Raw genomic sequence first — 19,428 nt, forward strand, 5'->3', positions numbered from 1 at the left:
TTTCAGGTCAGTGCATGCCTGCAATATCCCCCAATCAGTCCCCTCTCCCTCCGGGAGAGGGCTAGGGTGAGGGGCTTTTGATTTTCAGCTTTCAGGGACGATCCCAGTACGGCACTTCGCCGAAGCATTCGACAAAGAAATCAATCACCGTCCGCACCTTCACCGACAACCTGCGGCTCCCCGGCCACAACACCGCAATCTGCTGCGGCTCCAGGCTGTTCGACACCTGATACTCCCCCAGCACCGGCACCAGCGTGCCGTCGCGTACCGCTTCGCCAATCAGCCACGACGGAAACATCACCAGCCCCAGGCCTTGCTCGGCGGCTTGGGTAAGGGTGTCGGCGTGGTTGCCAGTGATCGGGCCTTTCACCGAGTACGGCGTCCATTCCTCACCATCACGACGGAAAAACCAGCGCTGCTGGCCGGTCGCGCCTTTGTAGGCCAGGCATTGGTGTTGCGCCAGATCTTCGGGTTTGTGCGGCGTCCCGTGGCGCTTGAGATACGCCGGACTGGCCGCGACCTGAAAGCGATGCGGCGCCAGAATCCGCGCCTGCATGCTTGAGTCGTGTAATGGACCGATGCGGAACAGCAAGTCCGCGCCTTCCTGCAACGGGTCGACGTAATGGTCGGTCTGCTGGATATCCAGTTGCAGCTTCGGATAACGCGCACACAACTGGCCCAGCCACGGCGTCAGATGCCGTTGGCCGAACACCACCGGGGCGTTGATCCGCACCAGACCGGTGGGTTCGCTTTGCTGTTCCTGCAACGCCTGTTCGGCTTCTTCCAGTTGCACCAGCACCAGCCGCGCATGGTGACCGAGCATGCGCCCGGCTTCGGTCGGCGTCACTGCGCGAGTGTGGCGGTAGAGCAATTGCTGGTTCAACGCCTGCTCCATCAACTGGATCTGCCGGGAGATCGAGGAGGGTGCCACACCTTCGCGACGGGCCACTTCGGAGAAGCTGCCGTGATCGAGCACTGCCACAAACAGCCTGAGTGCCTTGAATCCGAGTTCATTGAGCCCGTGCATGATGCGTCCTGCTGTGCGTATTGCGCAAAAGTGTTGTCCGGATGCTCCCATTTATCGCACAGCTTCGCCAGCCGATAATCCGCGCCATCGTTTACTTGAGTGGAATGTTGTTTATGCAGACGTTGGATGAGGTGAGCGTTAGCGCGCCGGCGACGAAATCCGGATTGCGCTTGTTGTTGCTGCCGCTGGTGATCCTCGCGGGGATGGGCTTGTCGGTGGAGGCCGGATTGCTTGGGCCGTTGGGTGTGCAGGTCGGACATCTGTGGGCAACCTTGAGCATCTTTGGGGTGGGTTCGGCGATTCTGTTTTTGCTGCTGCTGTTTGCCGGCCCGCAAAAAGGCCCGGCACTGACCGATCTGCCGCGCTGGCAGTTGATCGGCGGGTTTCTGGGGCCGATGTATGTGGTGGTGCTGACGTTGGCGACACCGCATATCGGCATTGCCATGACGATGATTGCGATTCTGTCCGGGCAGGTTGGCAAGAGTGTGTTGATTGACCATTTCGGCTGGTTCGGGGCGACGCGCAAGAAGGTCAACGCCGAGCGGTGGCTGGCGTTGGGGTTGATTGTGGCGGCTTTGGTTTTGATTGCGCGGGGGTGAGTGATGAGTCTGGTTATTTTGTTGGCGGTGGTGGTGTTGGCCGGTGCGGTGTTGAGTGTGCAGGCGGCGATCAATGGGCGTTTGGGCGAGAGCGTAGGGGTGTTGCGCAGTAGTTTGCTGACCTTTGTTGTAGGTGCTGTGACGACGGGGTTGTTGATTTTGTTTTTTGAGCCGGCCCATGCGGTGAGCCTGTTGGATGTGCCGAAGTGGCAGTTGACCGGGGCGTTGTTTGGCGTGGTGTACATGATGGTGATGGTCGGGGCGGTGCCGGTGGTGGGGACGGCTGTGGCGACGGTGGCGGTGATTGTCGGGCAGTTGGGGATGGGGATGTTGATTGATAATTTTGGCTGGTTGGGGAATCCGGCGATTGAGCTGTCTGGTTCGCGGATTTTGGCGATGGTGTGTTTGGGGGTGGCTTTGGTGTTTATGTATAGGAGTTCGCGTCAGGCTGGGTGAGTTGAGTGCATATCCGTTGCTGCGGGTGTTGCTGATTAGGGTTCCGCCCTGACGGCGGGTCACCTTTTCCAAACGCCGAAAAGGTAACCCAAAAGGCTTGCTCCTACGTGCGGCCCGCTCGCTGGAGCTCGGGGTCCCTTCGCTGCGGGATCGATCCGGGCGCAGCGTCTCCGGTTTGCTTCGCTGCACCTACTCTCGCTGTGTTTGGCTGCGCCAAACGGTCGCTGCGCTCCCACGCCCGGATCAATCCCTCCACTCAGCCTTCCGACGTCGCCTTACAGATCAAGAGCTGCAGCCGAGCTAACGCTCATCCTATTGAGTGGTGAAGAGCGGGTGTTCGGCTTTTGATTTGTGGTGTGTTTGCCCCTCATCGGAACGCCGCCCGCCCAGCCCTCTCCCGAGGGAGAGGGAGCCGATTTTTGGGCCGTTCAAAATCTGAGTTCAACGCGGTATTTCACGTCGGCGTAGCTCTCCCAAACAACTCGGTCAGTCCCCTCTCCCTCCGGGAGAGGGCTAGGGTGAGGGGCTTTTGATCTGTTTCAAAACCTGAGTTCAACACGGTATCGCACGTCGGCGTAGCTTATCCAAACACCACGTTCAGTCCCCTCTCCCTCTGGGAGAGGGCTAGGGTGGGGGGCTCTTGATCTGGCTCTTGATCTTGCTTCGGCTTTTGATTTTTTGCCCCTTCGGCAGGCCGAGCGTAGGTGTTCATCCGGGGGTTAGGCGCGCAGCGCCGTGCGGCGAAGCCGCACACATCGAGAGGAGGTGCAGCGAAGCAAACCGTAGGCGATGCCCCCGGATGGACACCGTAGCGAGGGAACACTGAGCCTCAGCGAAGTGCCGTACGCCGGGGCAAAGCCTTTTGGGTTACCTTTTCGGCGTTTGGAAAAGGTGACTCGCTGTAAGAGCGAAACCGCCAGCGGCAACACCCACAGCAACGGATATGCCCCCAATCCCAATCCCAATCCCAATCCCAAACAAAATCAAAAGATCGCAGCCTGCGGCAGCTCCTACACTGGTTATCAAGGCTTGCCCTTCAAGCCCCAGACAACCCCCACCCAAGGAGTCTGTCCCATGCCCGATAGAAAATGCGACTGCCCCAACTGCAAATGCACGATCAAGGAAGGCGATCATTCCTACGCCGTCCACGGCAAACACTATTGCTGCGAAGCCTGCGCCCACCACCACAAAAGTGGCGAAGAATGTTCAAGCAAAGGCTGCCATTGCGCCCATCCGAAATAACAGCACGCATAAAAAAGTGGAGCCTAATCAGGCTCCACTTCCAGTTTCAGGCTCTCATCATCCAGCCGCTCTGCATGCCTTACCGTACCTTGCAGCCTTCGCCCTTCAACCCTGACCACCACGGTTTTCGCCTGGTCGAGGTCTTCCGGCAGCGGCGCCGGCACACGCAAGGCAAAGCAAAACGGATCATCCGCGACCGCCTCCAGCCCAACGCGGCAGTCCACGCTTTTGGTGATACGCCCGAACAACGTATCAAGGCCGTAGTCCAGATGCGCCGGGCTGATGATGTTGCTCATGATGCATTCCCCCGAATGATGCCGATCGCCAGGCAGAGCTTAGCTGGTCGGTCGCCACACGACGTTTTCCACGCCGAATTTTTCCGCCATCGGTTTGCTGGTCTTCTGCACCTTCTCACGGCCAAAGCGCGGGATGCGGCCGACCCCGGCGTCGCAACTCGCCCAATGCCACGCCTCGGTGTTGTCCATTTTGTCCGAGCGGATAATGAACGACTTGGGCGTGCCGTGAAGGGTGTATTCGATGACATAGAGTTTTGCGTTGTTCATAAAGCCCGTATTCCTCCCTGTGGTAATAGAGGGATCGCGGCGCATCGGGAAAATTCACTCGGATTGTCCGACGGTATCTATCGTTGGCGACGCTGTGGCGCACTGGTTACCATGGCGTTCCCGCCAAGCCCAATGAATGCTCGCCATGGCCCTCGCCACGCCCCCCGATCTCAGTGATACCGATGTGCCCGTGCAGCCGCTGGCGCGTACCTATCCGCGCGGCTTGTTTATCGAGCCGCACGAGCATGTCTGGGGGCAGTTGCTGTATGCGATGAGCGGGGTGATGTGGGTCGAAACCCCGCACGAGGCGTTGGTGGTACCGCCGCAGCGCGCGGTGTGGTTGCCGCCGGGCGTGCCGCACGGGATCCGCGTGGTGTCGGATCTGCAGATGCGCAATATCTACCTGCGCCCGGCGCTGGCGGCGACGCTGGATCAGACTGTGCAGGTGATCGAGGTCGGCGGTCTGCTGCGCGAGTTGATTGTCGGGCTGGTGGGGCAGGGTGATAGCGGTGATCCGGCGTATTACGAGGCACTGGTCGGGTTGGCCTTGCTGGAGCTGAAACGCGCACGGCGTTCGCAGTTGAAGATCCCGATGCCGGACGACTCCGACCGGCGCTTGATGAATCTATGTCAGGCAGTGATGGCGGCGCCGTCGCTGGAGATTCCGTTCGAGCAGCATGCGGAAAATGCCGGAGCCAGCGTGCGCACGCTGGCGCGGTTGTTCAAGGACAGCCTTGGCATGGGCTTCGCCGAGTGGCGGCGGCAGGTGCAGCTGGCGACGGCGGTGGCGGAGTTGATTCAGGGGGTGGCGGTGAGTGTGATTGCTCGGGAGCTCGGCTATTCACCCAGTAGTTTCAGCGACATGTTTCGCCGCGAATTGGGTATCGCCCCCTCGCAATTCATAGTGGAACAGGATTAATCAAACCAGCGCAGATCCAATGTGGGAGCGAGCCTGCTCGCGAATGCGGTGGATCAGCTGACTCATCCTTCACTGACACACCGCATTCGCGAGCAGGCTCGCTCCCACAGGGTTTTGTGGTGTGCATCCGATACTTGTCCGAAATTCAGAAGTCCTTGGCCGATACCGCACCTGCCGATTCCCTAGACTCTGCCCATTCCCTTCAAACGGCGGAGTTCCTCCCCATGAACTACCTGATTTCGCTGGCCATCGGTCTGGGCGTCGGCCTGTTGTACGGCGCGCTGGATTTCCGTTCTCCGGCGCCACCGGCCATCGCGTTGGTGGGTTTGCTCGGCATGTTGGCCGGTGAACAGTTGTGGCCGATGGGCCGACAGCTGGTCGCGGGTTGGTTGTCCTGAATTTCCTCTTTTCCTTTGGTGGATGTCCCCATGAAAGCACTGCAATTCGATAAAACCGGCGACCTGTCTTCCTTGCGCTGTGTCGAGGTGCCGACCCCGGTACCCGGCGCTGACGAAGTGCTGGTACAGATCAAGGCTGCCGGCCTGAATCCCAGCGATGTGAAAAACGTCCTCGGCCGTTTTCCCTACACCACGCTGCCGCGAATTCCCGGTCGCGATTTCGCCGGCGTCGTCGTCGAAGGCCCGCAGGCGTTGATCGGTCAGGAGGTCTGGGGCACCGGCCGTGAGCTGGGCTTTTTCGCCGACGGCACTCACGCGCAATTCGTCAAACTGCCAGCCAATGGCGTCGCACACAAACCGTCGCACCTGAGTTTTACTCAGGCCGCCAGCCTCGGCGTGCCGTACACGACGGCGTGGGATGCTTTGGAACGCAGTCTGGTAACGGCTGAAACACGTTTGCTGGTGATCGGTGGGGGTGCGGTGGCCACGGCGGCATTGGCTCTGGCAAAAGTGCGTGGCGCGCAGTTGCTGGCGGCGGCGCGGCGCCCGGAGCAAGTGGTGGAGCTGCAAGCGCAGGGTTATCAGACGATTCAGCTGGATAAACCCGAAGACCTCGGTGCGCAAGTCAATGCGGTGTATCGCGGCGGCGCCGATGTGATCTTCGACACCACTGGTTTCTGGCTGCCGGCGTCGGTGGCGGCATTGGCTAGCTTCGGCCGGATCGCGATCATCGCCGCGCCGGTGGACGGGCATGTGCAATTGCCGGCACTGGCGCTGTATCGCAAGGGTGGTTCGGTGGTCGGGATCAATTCGTTGTTGTATGGAGTTGAAGCGTGTGCGGCGATGCTCGAGCAGTTCGGGCGGTTCTTCGATGAAGGCTCGCTGCCGTTGCCGCAAGGGTTGGTCGAGGCGCCGTTGGCTGATGGTCTTCAGCGTTATGCGGATGTGAATCAGGGCAGCGGTGACAAGGTCATCCTCATTCCCTGATACACCGCAAAAAACCTGTGGGAGCGAGCCTGCTCGCGAAAGCGGTCTGTCAGCCAATATCTACATCGACTGACACAGCCTCTTCGCGAGCAGGCTCGCTCCCACATTTTTTACTGTGTCGAGCTCAGGATTGCGGGACGCCGTTTTCCCACGCCGACCAGTTCTTCAGGATGTCCTGCACCAGCGGATTACCCGCGCGATAGAGGTTCTCCAGCGCCGGCACAAAACCGCCCTGATCGGCGTACTTGAGCAGGTTGTCCACTTCACTGCCACCCGGCTCCGGGCGGTCAAAGTCGGAGCCGGCGCGCACTACGGCCAGACGTTGCACATCGACCAGACCTTCACGACCGGCACGCAGCAACGCCTCATAGGTCGAGTTGTCTTCCTGTTGCGTCGTGCAATATTCGCCCTTGTTGTCGGTCAGCAGTTTGGTCCAGACCTCGGCCCGTTCGCTCAGGCGCGTGCCGGAAAACCAGGTGTTGCCGGCCAGTGTGTCGCAACGGGTAACCACCGGTGGCTGGTTGGCCGGGGCCGCCGGGTATTTCAGGCGCCACGCAGCGGACTCCTTGCTTTCGCTCAGTTCGACTTTATGGCTCAGGGCGAACGCCTTGGCCTGCAGTTTCGGGTTGAGTTCAAAGACTTCGGTCTTGTAATCCAGCGGCGGTTTTTCGTCCGGGCCTTTGGTGTTGATGCCCAGGTAGCCGGTCGGCCAGGTCGACGGCGCATCCCGCGAATCGATCTCCCATTGCGTGCCGAACTCCACCAGATAATGCGCCCATGCGGCGGTGCCGATAGTCCCGTGTTTCGGGCTGATCCCGGCAATGCCAGCGATCAGGAAGTAGCTTTTGCGCAGGTCGAATTTCGGCGACAAGGCCAATGCCAGCGTTGAGGCAGCGGCGTTGGTCTGGCCCATGCCGGTGGTCAGCAGGCAGACCTGCTGCGCGTTGCAGCGGATGTTCGGGTACTCGGCGGACAGGCCCGCCACGCGGATTTCCTGTTTCAGTTGCAGGCGGTCGATCCAATGCTGCGCCTCGGGGGCGAACATGGTGATCAGCATGACTTTCGGTTGAATCGGTGCTTCGGCCGCCCACGCGGTGGAGGAGAGCAGGGCCGCACCGGCCAGGGTCAAACGCATCATTGTTTGCATGGAAAACTCCTTGATTCAGAACTGATAACCGACGCCGGCGTAGTAACCCCAGCCGTTGGAGCGCGCGCGGAAATTGCCGTCGCCAAAATTCAGCTCGCTGCCGTCTTCCCAGTTGCCGCCGTTGTGGAAATAACGGCCGACCAGGGTGAAGCGCAAGTGCGTGAACGAGTAGAGCAGGACGTTGGTCGCCACCGTCGCATTGGCGGTGCGCGCCGGGTTGTCCTTGTGGATGTCCGAGCCGAAATCGAAGTTGGTGAAGCCGATGTAAGTCAGCGATGCGCCGTTGCTGAATTTGTCGATCGGCACGATGTACTTCAGTTGCGCGCGATAGCCATCCCAGGAATATTCATTGCTGGCGCCGTAGTTTTCCCACTGATAGCGACCGTAGAGGTTGGCCGACAGATTGACCCGCGAGTGCGTATCGATGTCGGTGCCGAAACCGCTGTAGAGGGTGTTGGCGCGGTTCTCTTTGCGGCTGCCGTGGTCGTAGATCCAGTCGAACGCCACATACCATTCCTTGAATGGACCGATGGCCAGGCTGCGGCCGGCGAGGTAGTCGATGGATATGCGCGGTTCGTGTTCCATGAACACCGGCGAGCCGTGATCCCACACGCCTTTGTCGTGGCTGTTGCCGATGTTGAAGATCTTCGGGATGTCGATGTAGCCGTACAGTTCGAACGGACCTTTGCGGCCGAAGTACTCGTATTCCAGATAGATGTCGTCGGCCGGTTGCGGGCCGAAGCTGATGTCTTTGCTGCCGATCAGCATCAGGTCCTGGTTGTACCAGTCCGACAGGTAGGCGCCTTTTTTCGGCGGGCTCGCTTCCGGGCTGAGCGCTTCGCCCTGGGCGGATTCTTCGGCGGGCGCCGGTTGCGCGAGAACGCTTTGACTGAGAAGTCCGGTAACGCCAGTCAGTAGCAGGGAAACAGCGAGCGTGCGCGCAAAAGGTGCGCGAAAAGGCGAGGCGGCGTGCATTCAAAGTCCTTTTTTGCGGATCGAGGCCCGTGTTCCGTGGGCTTGTACGGTTTTGTTACGAAAACGTTGGTATCGACGTTACGCAAACGTTTGCACAAGGCGTACCAAAACCTTCAATGGGCTGAAAAATCTGTCCTTTTTCAGTATTTCCTGATGGATCGGTCAGGCGCGGGTTTGCAGACCCTACAGTTCCCTGTGGGAGCGAGCTTGCTCGCGAAGGCGGGGTATCAGAAAAGTATCCGCAAGCTGACACAACGCATTCGCGAGCAAGCTCGCTCCCACAGGTGTTGTATCGCCCTCAAGACCAGCGCTTGCGGGCTGAAACCCTGATCCCAGACCCCTCTAGTATTAAAGTATTAACACCATTTAATCCGTGCCCCATTGCCGGGCGTCTACTAGCTTTGTCCCCAATAACGCGGTTTTGTGATGACCGTCGCAGTCTTGATTCGCGTGTGGAATAAGCACGGCTCTTCGCGCGCTCAAGGAAGAAATTGGCCACGACAAGGAGTAGCCCGTGGAAGCAAGGTTTGGTGTCGCCCTCGTTTCGCGCTTTTCCCCTCTTTCCCTTGCTGTGCACTTGAGCGTTGCCGGGCTGTTGTTCGGCGGCGTCAGCGCACCTGCGTTGGCCACGTGCTCCACGGCGGGTTCAACGGTGACCTGTACCGGCGTGCCGAGCCTGCCGCTGTTTCTCAATAATTTTTCCAGCGCCACCAGTGGCCTGACGGTCAACGTCAACAGCGGCGCGCAGATGAACGCGACCCTCGGCGGCCATGTGATGGACCTGACCGGGGTGAACATTTCCCTGAACAACTCCGGCACTATCGACCCGGCGCTGCTCGGCCTGGTCTCGGTATTGAGCGGCGGCGCGTTCATCGGCACTGGCGCAACAAGCACGGTCAGTGTGCTTAACAACGCCAGCGGGATCATCCGTGGTACGGGCATGCTGCTCGGGCTCAACCTGACCAGCATCGACGGCCTGGCCCTTTCGGTTAACAACGCGGCAACCGGCACCACCAGCATCACCAACAACGGCACCATCACCTCGACCGGACTCTCGATCGGCGGAATCACGTTGGCGGATACCCCGGTGATCGGCGTCTACGGTGGTTCGCAGGTCAACATGACCAACAGCAGCACCGGTGTGATCAACGGCCGGATCGCCTTCGAAACCTCGGCGGCGGGCAACACTTTCACCAACGCCGGTGCGATTACCGGCGGTGTGTCGATGGGCGCGGCCAGCACCAACACCTTCACTGCGGTGACCGGCTCCAGCGTCAACGTCGGTGACGGCGTGCAGATCAGCGTCGGCCTCGGCGGTTTGATCGGCATCAACCTGACCTTCGCGCCGACCGGCACGGTCGATGGCGGCGCGGGCGGCACCAACAGCCTGATCCTGCAAAACCCGGCTGGCGTCGGCGGCGGTATCACCGGGACTGGCACCGCATCGAGCGCCACCTACATCAACTTCAACAACCTGACCCTCAACAGCGGCACCTGGACCTTGCAGGGGCCATTGGTCAGCGGCGCGACCACGCTCAACGGCGGTGTCGCGAACTTCAACAACAACGCCACCTTCGGCAGCGGCGTAATCACCTCCAACGGCGGGATTCTGCAGGCCAGCAATGCCGGGTTGAACATCAGCAATCTGATTTCCCTCGGCGCTGGTGGCGTGACGGTGCAAGGCACCAACGCGACCACCCTGAGCGGGGTGATTTCCGGCAGCGGCGGTTTCACCAAGGCCGGTACCGGCCAGCTAAACCTCAGTGCCGCCAACACCTATCTGGGTAACACCACGCTCAATGGCGGCACGGTGCAGTTGGGCAACAATCAGGCGTTCAGTACTGGCACCCTCAACGTGACCGGCGCGACGACGTTGAGCGCACCGGGCACCATCAGCCTGGCCAACGCCATCAGCCTCGGCGGCACCTTGACCGCCGGCGGCACCGGCGCACTGACCCTCGGCGGTTTGATCAGCGGCAGCAGCGGCCTGACCAAAACCGGCAGCGGCAGCCTGACCGTCAGTGGTGCCAACAGCGGTTTCACCGGCACCACCACCCTGAGCGCCGGTAGCCTGCTGGTGACCAATAACAACTCGCTCGGCAGCGGTGCGCTGAATACGGCCGCCGGTACCAGTCTCGACAGCACCGCCAACGTCACTCTGGCCAACAACATCGCGATGACCGGCGCGCTCAACGTGCTCGGCAGCAATGCGCTGACCCTCGGTGGCGTGTTGTCCGGCACCGGCGGCATCACCAAATCCGGCAGTGCCAGCCTGACGTTGACCGGCAACAACACTAACAGCGGCAACACGTTGCTCAATGCCGGCAGCCTGTTCGTTGGCAGCAACACCGCGCTGGGGACCGGCGCGCTGAATGCGGCGGCGGGCACCACGCTGGATGCGACCACGGCGGTGACCCTGGCCAACGCCGTCGCGCTGGCAGGCGATCTGACCTTTGGCGGCACGCAGGCATTGGGCCTGAGCGGCGTCGTCAGCGGCGCCGGCAATCTGATCAAAAACGGCACCGCGAACCTAAGTCTCAGCGGCAACAACACCTTCTCCGGCGGTACTGCGCTGAATGCCGGCACGCTGATTGTCGGTTCCAACACCGCGCTGGGCACTGGCGCCTTGACCACGGCAGCCGGCACTACGCTCGATGCCAGCACCGCCGTTGCGTTGACTAACGCCGTCTCACTCGGCGGCAACCTCAACGTCGGTGGCAGCGCCAACCTGACCTTGGGCGGGATTGTCAGCGGCAGCGGCGGGCTGACCAAAAACGGCGCGGCCAACCTGATTCTCAACGGCACCAACACCTTCCTCGGTGCCGTAGCGTTGAACGCGGGCACGATCACCGCGGGCGCCAACGCGGCGCTCGGCAGCGGCAACATCACCGTTGGTGGCGTGGCAACTCTGGACAGCAATGCGGCGGTGACCCTCAACAACGCGGTCATTCTCAACAACAGCCTGGGCATTGGCGGCAGCAACGCGCTGACCCTCGGCGGGGTGATCAGCGGCGCCAGCCAACTGGTGAAAAACGGCGCGGCCAATCTCACGCTCAACGGCACTAACACCTACAGCGGCGGCACCACGCTGAATGCCGGCAGCCTGACGGTCGGCAACGGCGCAGCACTGGGCACCGGCGCGTTGTCGGTGGAAGGTGCGGGCACGCTCAACAGCAGCTCCGCCGTGACCCTGAACAACAACGTGATTCTCAACGCCAACCTCACCGCTGGCGGCGCCAACGCACTGACTCTTGGCGGCGTGATCAGTGGCAGCAATGGTTTGATCAAGACCGGCGCATCCAGCCTGACCCTCAACGGCAACAACACCTACACCGGCACCACCGCCCTGAACGCCGGTTCGCTGGTGGTCGGCTCCAACACAGCACTCGGCACCGGCACACTCAACGCCTCGAACGGCACCACCCTCGATGCCAGTACCGCCGCGACGCTGGCCAACAACGTCAACCTCGCCGGCACCCTGACTGTGGGCGGGACCAATGCGCTGACCCTCGGCGGCGTGGTCGCCGGTATCGGTGGGCTGACCAAGAACGGTGCTGCCGACCTGACCCTCAACGGCGCCAACAGTTATTTTGGCAACACCCTGTTGAACACCGGCAAACTAACCGTCGGCAGCAACACCGCGTTGGGTTCCGGCACGTTGAACGCGGCGGCCAACACCACGCTGGACGCCAACACCGCCGTCAGCCTGAACAATGCCGTGGCGCTGGCTGGCGCTTTGAACGTCGGCGGCACGGCGAACCTGACCCTGACCGGTCTGGTCAGCGGCGCCGGCAGTCTGGTGAAGGACGGCGCGGCCAATCTGATTCTCAACGCCGCCAACAACTACCTCGGCGGCACCACGCTGAACGCCGGTACCCTGACCGTCGGCAACAGTTCGGCGCTGGGTTCCGGTGCGCTGACCGTCGCTGGCGCGGCAACGCTGGACAGCAACTCGCCACTGGTCAGCCTCAACAACGCCGTTGCCCTGAATGCCGCGCTGAGCGTTGGCGGCACGCAGAACCTCACCCTCGGCGGCGTCACCAGTGGCACCGGCCAGTTGATCAAGGATGGCGCTGCCAACCTGACGCTTAACGGCAACAACACCTTCAGCGGCGGCACCACGCTCAACGCCGGCACGCTGACCCTAGGCAATGCCAACGGCCTGGGCAGCGGCGCATTGGTCGTCGGTGGCGCGGCAACGCTGGATAACAGCGCTTCGTTCGGCATCGGCAACGCGATTACGCTGAATGCCGGACTGACCGTTGCCGGCAACAACGATTTGAGCTTGAACGGCATCATCGACGGCGCCGGCAGCCTGACCAAAAATGGTTTGTCTGACCTGACTCTGGCCGGCAACAACACCTTCACCGGCGCGCTGAATATCGTCTCGGGCAGCGTCACCACGCTCAATACCAACGCGTTGGGTAACACCTCCGGCGTCAACATCAGTGCCGGTGCAGGGTTGAATCTGGGCAGTGACGCCAGCCTCGGCGCGCTGACCGGCAGCGGCAGTGTGCAACTGACCGGCAGCAACCTGCTGACCGTCGGCAGCGGCAACGTCACCAGCACCTTCGACGGTGATCTCAGCGGCAGCGGCGGCTTGGTCAAAGTCGGCACTGGCACGCTGAACCTCACCGGGATCAACGGCATTACCGGCAACACCGCGATCGATGGCGGTATCGTGAATCTCACTGGTTCGCTGGGCAGTGCGCAAGTCAACGTCAATACCGGTGGCACGCTGACCGGTACCGGCTCGGCGCTCGGCGCGGTCAACATCAACAACGGTGGGCACCTAGCGTTGTCGTCGGGCAACACCTTGTCGGCGGGTGCTCTGACGCTTGGCGCCGGCAGCAACGTTGATGTGGCATTGGGCACACCGTCGACCGCGTCGCTGATGAATGTCGGCGGCAACCTCACCCTCGACGGCAATCTCAACGTTACTGATGCCGGCGGTTTTGGCGTCGGCGTGTATCGCCTGTTCAACTACACCGGCGCCCTGACCAACCTCGGTCTGGACGTGGCCAGCGTGCCGGTCGGCTACGGCCTCGGCGATCTGCTGGTGCAAACCGGCGTGGCCAATCAGATCAACATTCAAGTCTCCGCGCCGAACAGCAACATCCGTTATTGGGACGGCAGCCAGACCATCGCCAACGGTGTGGTCGATGGCGGCAGCGGCACGTGGAATGCGGTCGGCACCAACTGGACCGATGCCAACGGTTTGGTCAACCAACCGTGGGCCGGTGATTTCGCGGTGTTCCAAGGCACCGCCGGCACGGTAACGGTGAATGGCACTCAAGCGTTTACCGGCATGCAATTCCTCACCGATGGCTACAACGTGGTCAACGGTGCGGCGGGGCAACTCACGGCGGTCAACGGCACCGGCGGCACCACTTCGTTGCGCGTCGATCCGGGCGTGACGGCGACCATCAATGCCAATATCGATGGCAGCGGCATCCTTAATAAGCTCGACGCTGGCACCCTGGTGCTCGGCGGTGCCAACACCTATACCGGCGGCACGCAACTGGACGGCGGCAAGATTATCGTCGGCAGCAACACCGCGCTCGGCACCGGCACATTGACGGCGAATGCCGGTACGCAACTGGACAGCAACGCGGCGGTGACACTGGCCAACGCGGCGACGCTCAACGGTAACCTCACCGTGGTCGGCAGCAATGCACTGACCCTCAACGGCGTGATTGGCGGCACCGGTGGCCTGATCAAAACCGGCACGGCGAACCTGACCCTCGGCGGCAACAACGCCTTCCTTGGCCCGGTGGCGCTGAACGCCGGCGGACTGATTCTGGCGTCTAACTCGGCGCTCGGCTCCGGCACGTTGAACGCGGCGGGCGGCACCACGCTGGATGCGAGCACTGCGGTTTCGCTGAACAACGCGGTCAACCTGGCCGGCAACCTCGGCGTCGGTGGCACAGCGGATCTGACCCTGGCCGGCACAGTCAACGGCGCCGGCAGCCTGAGCAAAAACGGCGCCGCCAACCTGACCCTCAGCGGCAATAACAACTTCCTCGGCGGCACCACCCTCAACGCCGGCACACTGACCGCCGGCAGCAACTCGGCGCTGGGTCTGGGCAACCTCACCGTAGCCGGCGCCTCGGCGCTGGACAGCAACAGTGCGCTGAGCCTGGGCAACAACGTCGTGCTCAACGCCAACCTGAGCAACACCGGCAGCAACAATCTGACCCTCGCAGGTGTGGTCAGCGGCGCGGGCGGGTTGATCAAGAACGGTGCGTCGAACCTGACCCTAAACGGCATCAATACTTACTCCGGTGGCACCACGCTGAATACCGGTACGCTGACCCTTGGTACAGGCGCGTCGCTGGGCAGCGGCGCGCTGACCGTGGCCGGTGCTTCCACCCTCGACAATTCCGCGCCACTGGTGCTGGCCAACAACCTCAACGTCAATGCCAATCTGGCCCTGGCCGGTAACAACAATCTGACCCTCGGCGGTGTCATCGCCGGTGCCGGCACGTTGACCAAAAATGGTCTGGCCGACGTGACGCTGAGTGGCAACAACACCTTCAGCGGCACCTTCGATGTGGCGTCCGGCAGCCTGACCACGCTGAACGGCGCAGCGCTGGGCAACAACGCTACGGTCAATCTCGCGGGTGGCGCGGCGCTTAATCTCGGTGCTTCCGGCAGCCTCGCCAGCCTGACTGGCAGCGGCACGGCGCTGATCGGCACTGGCAATACGTTGAGCCTCGGCGGCAACAATGTCAGCAGCACCTTCGCCGGCATCCTCAGCAGTGACGGCAGCCTGAGCAAACTCGGCAGCGGCACCCTGACCCTCAGCGGCATCAGCGACCTGACTGGCGACACCAACGTCAACGCCGGCACCTTGCAGGTCAACGGCTCACTGGCCAGTGGCAACGTGCTGGTCAACAGCGGCGGCACCCTCGGTGGCAGCGGCACGTTGACCGGTGCCGTGACGGTGGCCGATGGCGGTCATCTGGCGGGCGTCACCGGCAGTACGCTGAGCGTCAGTTCGCTGCTGTTCAACGGCAATTCCAACTTCGACGTCGGCCTCGGCACACCGGTGTCCGGCGGCGGCAATGCGCTGGTCAATGTCGGCGGCAACCTGACCCTCGACGGCACCCTCAACGTCAGCGACATCGGCGGTTTTGGCAGTGGCGTCTATCGCCTGATCGACTACACCGGCGGCCTGACCGACAACGGCATGCTCTTCGGTACGCTGCCGGGCAGCGTGACGCCGGGCGATCTGACCCTGCAAACCGCACTGGCCAATCAGATCAACCTGCTGGTCACCGCACCGGGCGTCACCGTGCAGTTCTGGGACGGCAACCAACTGGTGGCCAACGGTTCGGTGGAGGGCGGCAGTGGCACCTGGGGTACCGGCACCACCAACTGGACCGACGTCAACGGCACCACCAACCAGGCCTGGACCAACAGCTTCGCGGTGTTCCAGGGCGCGCCCGGCACAGTGACCGTCAATGGCGCGCAAACCATCACCGGCATGCAGTTCGTCACTGATGGCTACAGTCTGGTGAATGGCACAGCGGGTTCGCTGAACCTGGTCAATGGTTCACTGGGCAATGCCACGGTGCGGGTTGACCCGAACGCCACGGCGACCATCGGCGTCGCGCTTAACGGCAGCGGCACGCTGGGCAAATACGACAGCGGTACGCTGGTGCTCAACGCGGCCAACGGCTACACCGGCGGCACTGCGCTCAACGGCGGCAAGATCGTGGTCGGCAACAACGCGGCGCTCGGCACTGGCGTGTTGACCGCTGCTGACGGCACAGCGCTGGACAGCAACGCGGCCGTCAGTCTGAGCAACGACGTGGTCGTCAACGGTGGTTTGACCGTTACCGGTTCCAACGCCTTGACTCTCGGCGGCGTGGTCAGCGGCAGCGGCAGCCTGATCAAGTCCGGCGCCTCGAGCCTGACCCTCAACGGCAACAACACTTACAGCGGTGGCACTCAGCTTGCGGGTGGCACGCTGATTCTCGGCAACAACAGTGCGATCAGCAGCGGGGCGCTCAACGTCACCGGCAATGGCATCCTCGACAGCACTTCAGCGCTGCAACTGGCCAACGCCGTCAACCTTGGCGCGCAACTGACCCTTGCCGGTAATCAAAACACCACGCTGATCGGTGCGGTGACCGGCACCGGCAGTCTGCTGAAAAACGGTAGCGGCGATCTCGTTCTCAGTGGAGCTAACACTTACAGCGGTGGCACCACGCTGAACGGCGGCACGACGCGCGGTGACACCAGCAGCCTGCAAGGGGCGATCGTCAACAACGCGACGCTGACCTTCGAGCAAAACGTCGATGGCAGCTACACCGGCAATCTCACCGGCGCCGGTACGCTGAACAAAACCGGCAGCGGCCAATTGCTCCTGACTGGCAACAACACCTTCACCGGCAACACCTCGGTGCAGGCTGGTCGCTTGACCGTCAATGGTGTGCTCAACAGCGCCAACGTCAATGTCGCCAGCGGCGCAAGCATCGGCGGTGGCGGCCAGCTCGGCGGCGCTGTGCAACTGGCCAACGGCGCGACGCTGGCCGGCGGAGGCACCGCGACGCCATTGTCAGTCGGTTCGCTGGCGCTATCGTCGGGGACCAATCTGGACTTCAGCCTCGGCTCGGCAGTGAGCTCGACCACCGTGGTCAACGTGGCTGGAAATCTGACCCTCGACGGCACATTGAACATCAACAATGCCGGCGGTTTTGGCACCGGTGTCTATCAACTGTTCAGCTACGGCGGCAGCCTGACCAACAACGGTCTGGTGTATGGCAGCCTGCCGGTGTCGGCGGCCAATCTGACGCTGCAAACGGCTATCGCCAATCAGATCAACCTGCTGGTGCAAGGCACGCCGGGTGAGGTGCAGTTCTGGAACGGTGGCACCACCAATCCGGACGGCAGCATCGGTGGCGGCAACGGCGTGTGGGGGCCGGGCACCAACTGGACCGATCCGAGCGGTACTCAGGCCCTGGCTTCAAATGGTCAGTTCGCGGTGTTTGGCGGCCAGGCGGGTACTGTGACCGTGCAGGGCAATCAGAACTTCACCGGTCTGCAATTCCTCTCCGGCGGCTACAACCTGGTTCCGGGGGCTGGCGGTACGCTGACGCCGGTCAATGGCGCGGACGGCAGCCTTGCACCGGTGCGGGTCAATGCCGGCGCGAGTGCGGAAATTTCCGCGCCGCTGGTGGGCACGGGCGGTATCGAGAAGCTTGATTCCGGCACGCTGGTGCTCAGTGGCGTCAATACTTACAGCGGCGGCACCACTGTCAGCGGCGGTACGTTGATCGGTAATACCACCAGCCTGCAAGGCAACATCCTCGACAACGCCACGCTGGTGTTCCAACAAAACGGCAATGGTCTGTTCAACGGATCGCTGAGTGGGCTTGGCGCGATGCTCAAACGCGGTACTGGTACCTTGCTGTTGACCGGTGCTAACCCCTTCAGCGGCACGGTCGCGGTCGATCAAGGCGTGCTGCAAGTCGGCAGCCGCGCCGCGCGAGCTTCGTTGGGTGCGCAAGTCACCGTGGCCAACGGCGCGGGTCTGAGCGGCAACGGCAGCGTCGGCTCCGTGGTCAACCATGGGGTTGTCGCTTCGGGGGCCGAAGCCGGAACCCTGAGCGTCGCCGGTAACCTGACCAACGCTAGCGACGGCGTGCTGGCGCTGACGGTCAGTTCGCCAACCGCAACGCCACTGGCCGTCGGCGGCACGGCAACGTTGGGCGGCGCCTTGCAAGTCAACTCGCTGGCACCGTTCACCGGCAACACCACGTATTCGCTGATCACGGCGGGCGGAGGCGTGAACGGCTCCTTCAGCGCTGCGGACCTGCCGCAATACGCGTTCCTCAACAGCGCACTGGTGTATGACGCCAATGCAGTCAACCTGGTGGTCAGCCGCAACGGCAATTCGTTCGCCGATGTCGCCGCCACCGGTAACCAGTTCAGGACCGCCACCGCGCTCTCGAACAACGGTCCGGCGGGTGCAGCGTTGCAGAACGAGATCGTCAACCTCAGTGTCGCCGGTGCGCGTAATGCCTTCGACAGTCTGTCGGGTGAGATCCACGCCAGCACCGCCAGTGCGATCCTCGAGGATTCGCGTTATGTGCGTGACGCAGTCAACGATCGCATGCGCCAACCGTCGTGCAGCGCGGCGGATGATCCACGCCGTGCGCTGGCGCCAAGTGACAATCAACTGAGCAGCAACGGTTGCCACGGTGAAATGGTCGGCTGGGCCCGTGCACTCGGTGCCTGGGGCGAGTCGGATGGCGACAGCAACGCGGCGAAACTCGACCGTAACCTCAGCGGCTTCATGCTCGGCACCGACAAGCAACTCGATGACCAGTGGCGCGTGGGCATGGCCGCCGGTTATACCCGCAGCGACCTCGATGCGCATGACCGTCGCTCGGATGCCACCGTCGAAAGCTACCACCTGGCGGCGTACCTCAACTCGCAGTTCGACGCCCTGGCGGTGCGCCTCGGCGCGGCATACAGCTGGCACGACATCGAAACCAAACGCAACGTCAGCGTCGGCAGCTACAACGATCGCTTGAAGGCCAATTATGATGCGCGCAGCGCCCAGGTATTCGGTGAAGTCGGTTACACCATTGAAGCCGGTGGCATTGCCCTTGAGCCGTTCGCAGGGCTCGCCTACGTCAACTACGACACTGACAAAGCCAAGGAGAAGGGCGGAGTAGGGCGCCTGGAGGCCGATGCCGATCAAGACATCACTTTCTCGACCCTCGGCGTGCGCGCCGGCAAAGTCATCACCCTGGCCAACGGCGGGCAATTCACCCCGCGCGCGGCCATCGGCTGGCGCCATGCCTTTGGTGAAACCAAGCCTGATGCCGACCTGACCTTCATCGACGGCGGCGCCTCGTTCAGCACCCAAGGTATGCCGATCGCCAAGGACAGCGCCATCGTTGAAGCGGGTGTCGACTTCCAGATCAGCCCGACCGGCAAACTCGGCGTCGGCTACTCGGGCCAGTTGTCGAACGACAGCAACGACCATGCGATGACCATCAGCTTCAGCCTTGGCTTCTGATTTAGGGTCGAAGCACTTTTAGCCGCCCGTAAGGGCGGTTTTTTTTGCCTGTAAATTCTTTGGCAACCCGATGCTTG

Annotated in this window: 12 protein-coding genes; 7 read left to right on the top strand and 5 right to left on the bottom strand. The window is 62.2% G+C overall.

Annotated features, from left to right (window positions below; genetic code table 11):
- Window positions 1–91: 91 nt before the first annotated feature.
- On the bottom strand, window positions 92–1,027 hold the full coding sequence (locus GTU76_RS23015; protein WP_150694531.1) for a LysR family transcriptional regulator: 936 nt from the start codon (window positions 1,025–1,027) through the stop codon (window positions 92–94).
- A 113-nt stretch (window positions 1,028–1,140) separates the two neighbouring features.
- On the opposite strand from GTU76_RS23015, the gene GTU76_RS23020 reads away from it, so the two are divergent.
- The 3 genes from GTU76_RS23020 (at window position 1,141) to GTU76_RS23030 (ending at window position 3,324) form a co-directional block, all read left to right on the top strand.
- Complete coding sequence (locus GTU76_RS23020) at window positions 1,141–1,626, top strand: DMT family transporter (RefSeq protein ID WP_095051024.1); 486 nt, start codon at window positions 1,141–1,143, stop codon at window positions 1,624–1,626.
- Between the two features lie 3 nt (window positions 1,627–1,629).
- Window positions 1,630–2,082, top strand: a complete 453-nt coding sequence (locus GTU76_RS23025) for a DMT family transporter (RefSeq protein WP_180699681.1) — start codon at window positions 1,630–1,632, stop codon at window positions 2,080–2,082.
- Window positions 2,083–3,156: 1,074 nt separating this feature from the next.
- Window positions 3,157–3,324: a metallothionein gene (locus tag GTU76_RS23030; protein ID WP_016982823.1), complete on the top strand. Its 168-nt coding sequence runs from the start codon at window positions 3,157–3,159 to the stop codon at window positions 3,322–3,324.
- A gap of 23 nt (window positions 3,325–3,347) precedes the next feature.
- Here the strand turns inward: GTU76_RS23030 and GTU76_RS23035 are convergent, their stop codons facing one another.
- Both GTU76_RS23035 and GTU76_RS23040 read right to left on the bottom strand, forming a co-directional pair.
- Window positions 3,348–3,620: a hypothetical protein gene (locus GTU76_RS23035; RefSeq protein WP_016982824.1), complete on the bottom strand. Its 273-nt coding sequence runs from the start codon at window positions 3,618–3,620 to the stop codon at window positions 3,348–3,350.
- A gap of 39 nt (window positions 3,621–3,659) precedes the next feature.
- Window positions 3,660–3,887, bottom strand: a complete 228-nt coding sequence (locus tag GTU76_RS23040) for a DUF6555 family protein (protein WP_007919026.1) — start codon at window positions 3,885–3,887, stop codon at window positions 3,660–3,662.
- Window positions 3,888–4,023: 136 nt separating this feature from the next.
- On the opposite strand from GTU76_RS23040, the gene GTU76_RS23045 reads away from it, so the two are divergent.
- From GTU76_RS23045 to GTU76_RS23055, 3 genes are all read left to right on the top strand, one after another.
- Window positions 4,024–4,806: an AraC family transcriptional regulator gene (locus tag GTU76_RS23045; RefSeq protein WP_049802091.1), complete on the top strand. Its 783-nt coding sequence runs from the start codon at window positions 4,024–4,026 to the stop codon at window positions 4,804–4,806.
- A gap of 224 nt (window positions 4,807–5,030) precedes the next feature.
- Window positions 5,031–5,204 carry a DUF1427 family protein gene (locus GTU76_RS23050; RefSeq protein WP_007969534.1) on the top strand — a complete coding sequence of 58 codons (174 nt, stop codon included), beginning with the start codon at window positions 5,031–5,033 and terminating at the stop codon, window positions 5,202–5,204.
- Between the two features lie 30 nt (window positions 5,205–5,234).
- Entirely contained in the window at window positions 5,235–6,191 is a 957-nt protein-coding gene (locus tag GTU76_RS23055; RefSeq protein WP_180699682.1) for a quinone oxidoreductase family protein, read from the top strand.
- Window positions 6,192–6,315: 124 nt separating this feature from the next.
- Here the strand turns inward: GTU76_RS23055 and GTU76_RS23060 are convergent, their stop codons facing one another.
- Window positions 6,316–7,338: a purine-nucleoside phosphorylase gene (locus GTU76_RS23060; RefSeq protein WP_180699683.1), complete on the bottom strand. Its 1,023-nt coding sequence runs from the start codon at window positions 7,336–7,338 to the stop codon at window positions 6,316–6,318.
- 15 nt (window positions 7,339–7,353) lie between these two features.
- Window positions 7,354–8,313, bottom strand: coding sequence for a nucleoside-specific channel-forming protein Tsx (locus GTU76_RS23065; protein ID WP_016987339.1), 960 nt, complete (start codon window positions 8,311–8,313; stop codon window positions 7,354–7,356).
- A gap of 514 nt (window positions 8,314–8,827) precedes the next feature.
- On the opposite strand from GTU76_RS23065, the gene GTU76_RS23070 reads away from it, so the two are divergent.
- Complete coding sequence (locus tag GTU76_RS23070) at window positions 8,828–19,351, top strand: autotransporter-associated beta strand repeat-containing protein (RefSeq protein ID WP_180699684.1); 10,524 nt, start codon at window positions 8,828–8,830, stop codon at window positions 19,349–19,351.
- Window positions 19,352–19,428 lie beyond the last annotated feature (77 nt).

The organism is Pseudomonas crudilactis (assembly GCF_013433315.1).
Classification (GTDB): domain Bacteria; phylum Pseudomonadota; class Gammaproteobacteria; order Pseudomonadales; family Pseudomonadaceae; genus Aquipseudomonas; species Aquipseudomonas crudilactis.

Excerpts from the sequence above, each read along its gene's own strand:
- GTU76_RS23015 (WP_150694531.1), bottom strand. The coding sequence starts at position 1,027 with ATGCACGGGCTCAATGAACTCGGATTCAAGGCACTCAGGCTGTTTGTG.
- GTU76_RS23020 (WP_095051024.1), top strand. The coding sequence starts at position 1,141 with ATGCAGACGTTGGATGAGGTGAGCGTTAGCGCGCCGGCGACGAAATCC.
- GTU76_RS23025 (WP_180699681.1), top strand. The coding sequence starts at position 1,630 with ATGAGTCTGGTTATTTTGTTGGCGGTGGTGGTGTTGGCCGGTGCGGTG.
- GTU76_RS23030 (WP_016982823.1), top strand. The coding sequence starts at position 3,157 with ATGCCCGATAGAAAATGCGACTGCCCCAACTGCAAATGCACGATCAAG.
- GTU76_RS23035 (WP_016982824.1), bottom strand. The coding sequence starts at position 3,620 with ATGAGCAACATCATCAGCCCGGCGCATCTGGACTACGGCCTTGATACG.
- GTU76_RS23040 (WP_007919026.1), bottom strand. The coding sequence starts at position 3,887 with ATGAACAACGCAAAACTCTATGTCATCGAATACACCCTTCACGGCACG.
- GTU76_RS23045 (WP_049802091.1), top strand. The coding sequence starts at position 4,024 with ATGCTCGCCATGGCCCTCGCCACGCCCCCCGATCTCAGTGATACCGAT.
- GTU76_RS23050 (WP_007969534.1), top strand. The coding sequence starts at position 5,031 with ATGAACTACCTGATTTCGCTGGCCATCGGTCTGGGCGTCGGCCTGTTG.
- GTU76_RS23055 (WP_180699682.1), top strand. The coding sequence starts at position 5,235 with ATGAAAGCACTGCAATTCGATAAAACCGGCGACCTGTCTTCCTTGCGC.
- GTU76_RS23060 (WP_180699683.1), bottom strand. The coding sequence starts at position 7,338 with ATGCAAACAATGATGCGTTTGACCCTGGCCGGTGCGGCCCTGCTCTCC.
- GTU76_RS23065 (WP_016987339.1), bottom strand. The coding sequence starts at position 8,313 with ATGCACGCCGCCTCGCCTTTTCGCGCACCTTTTGCGCGCACGCTCGCT.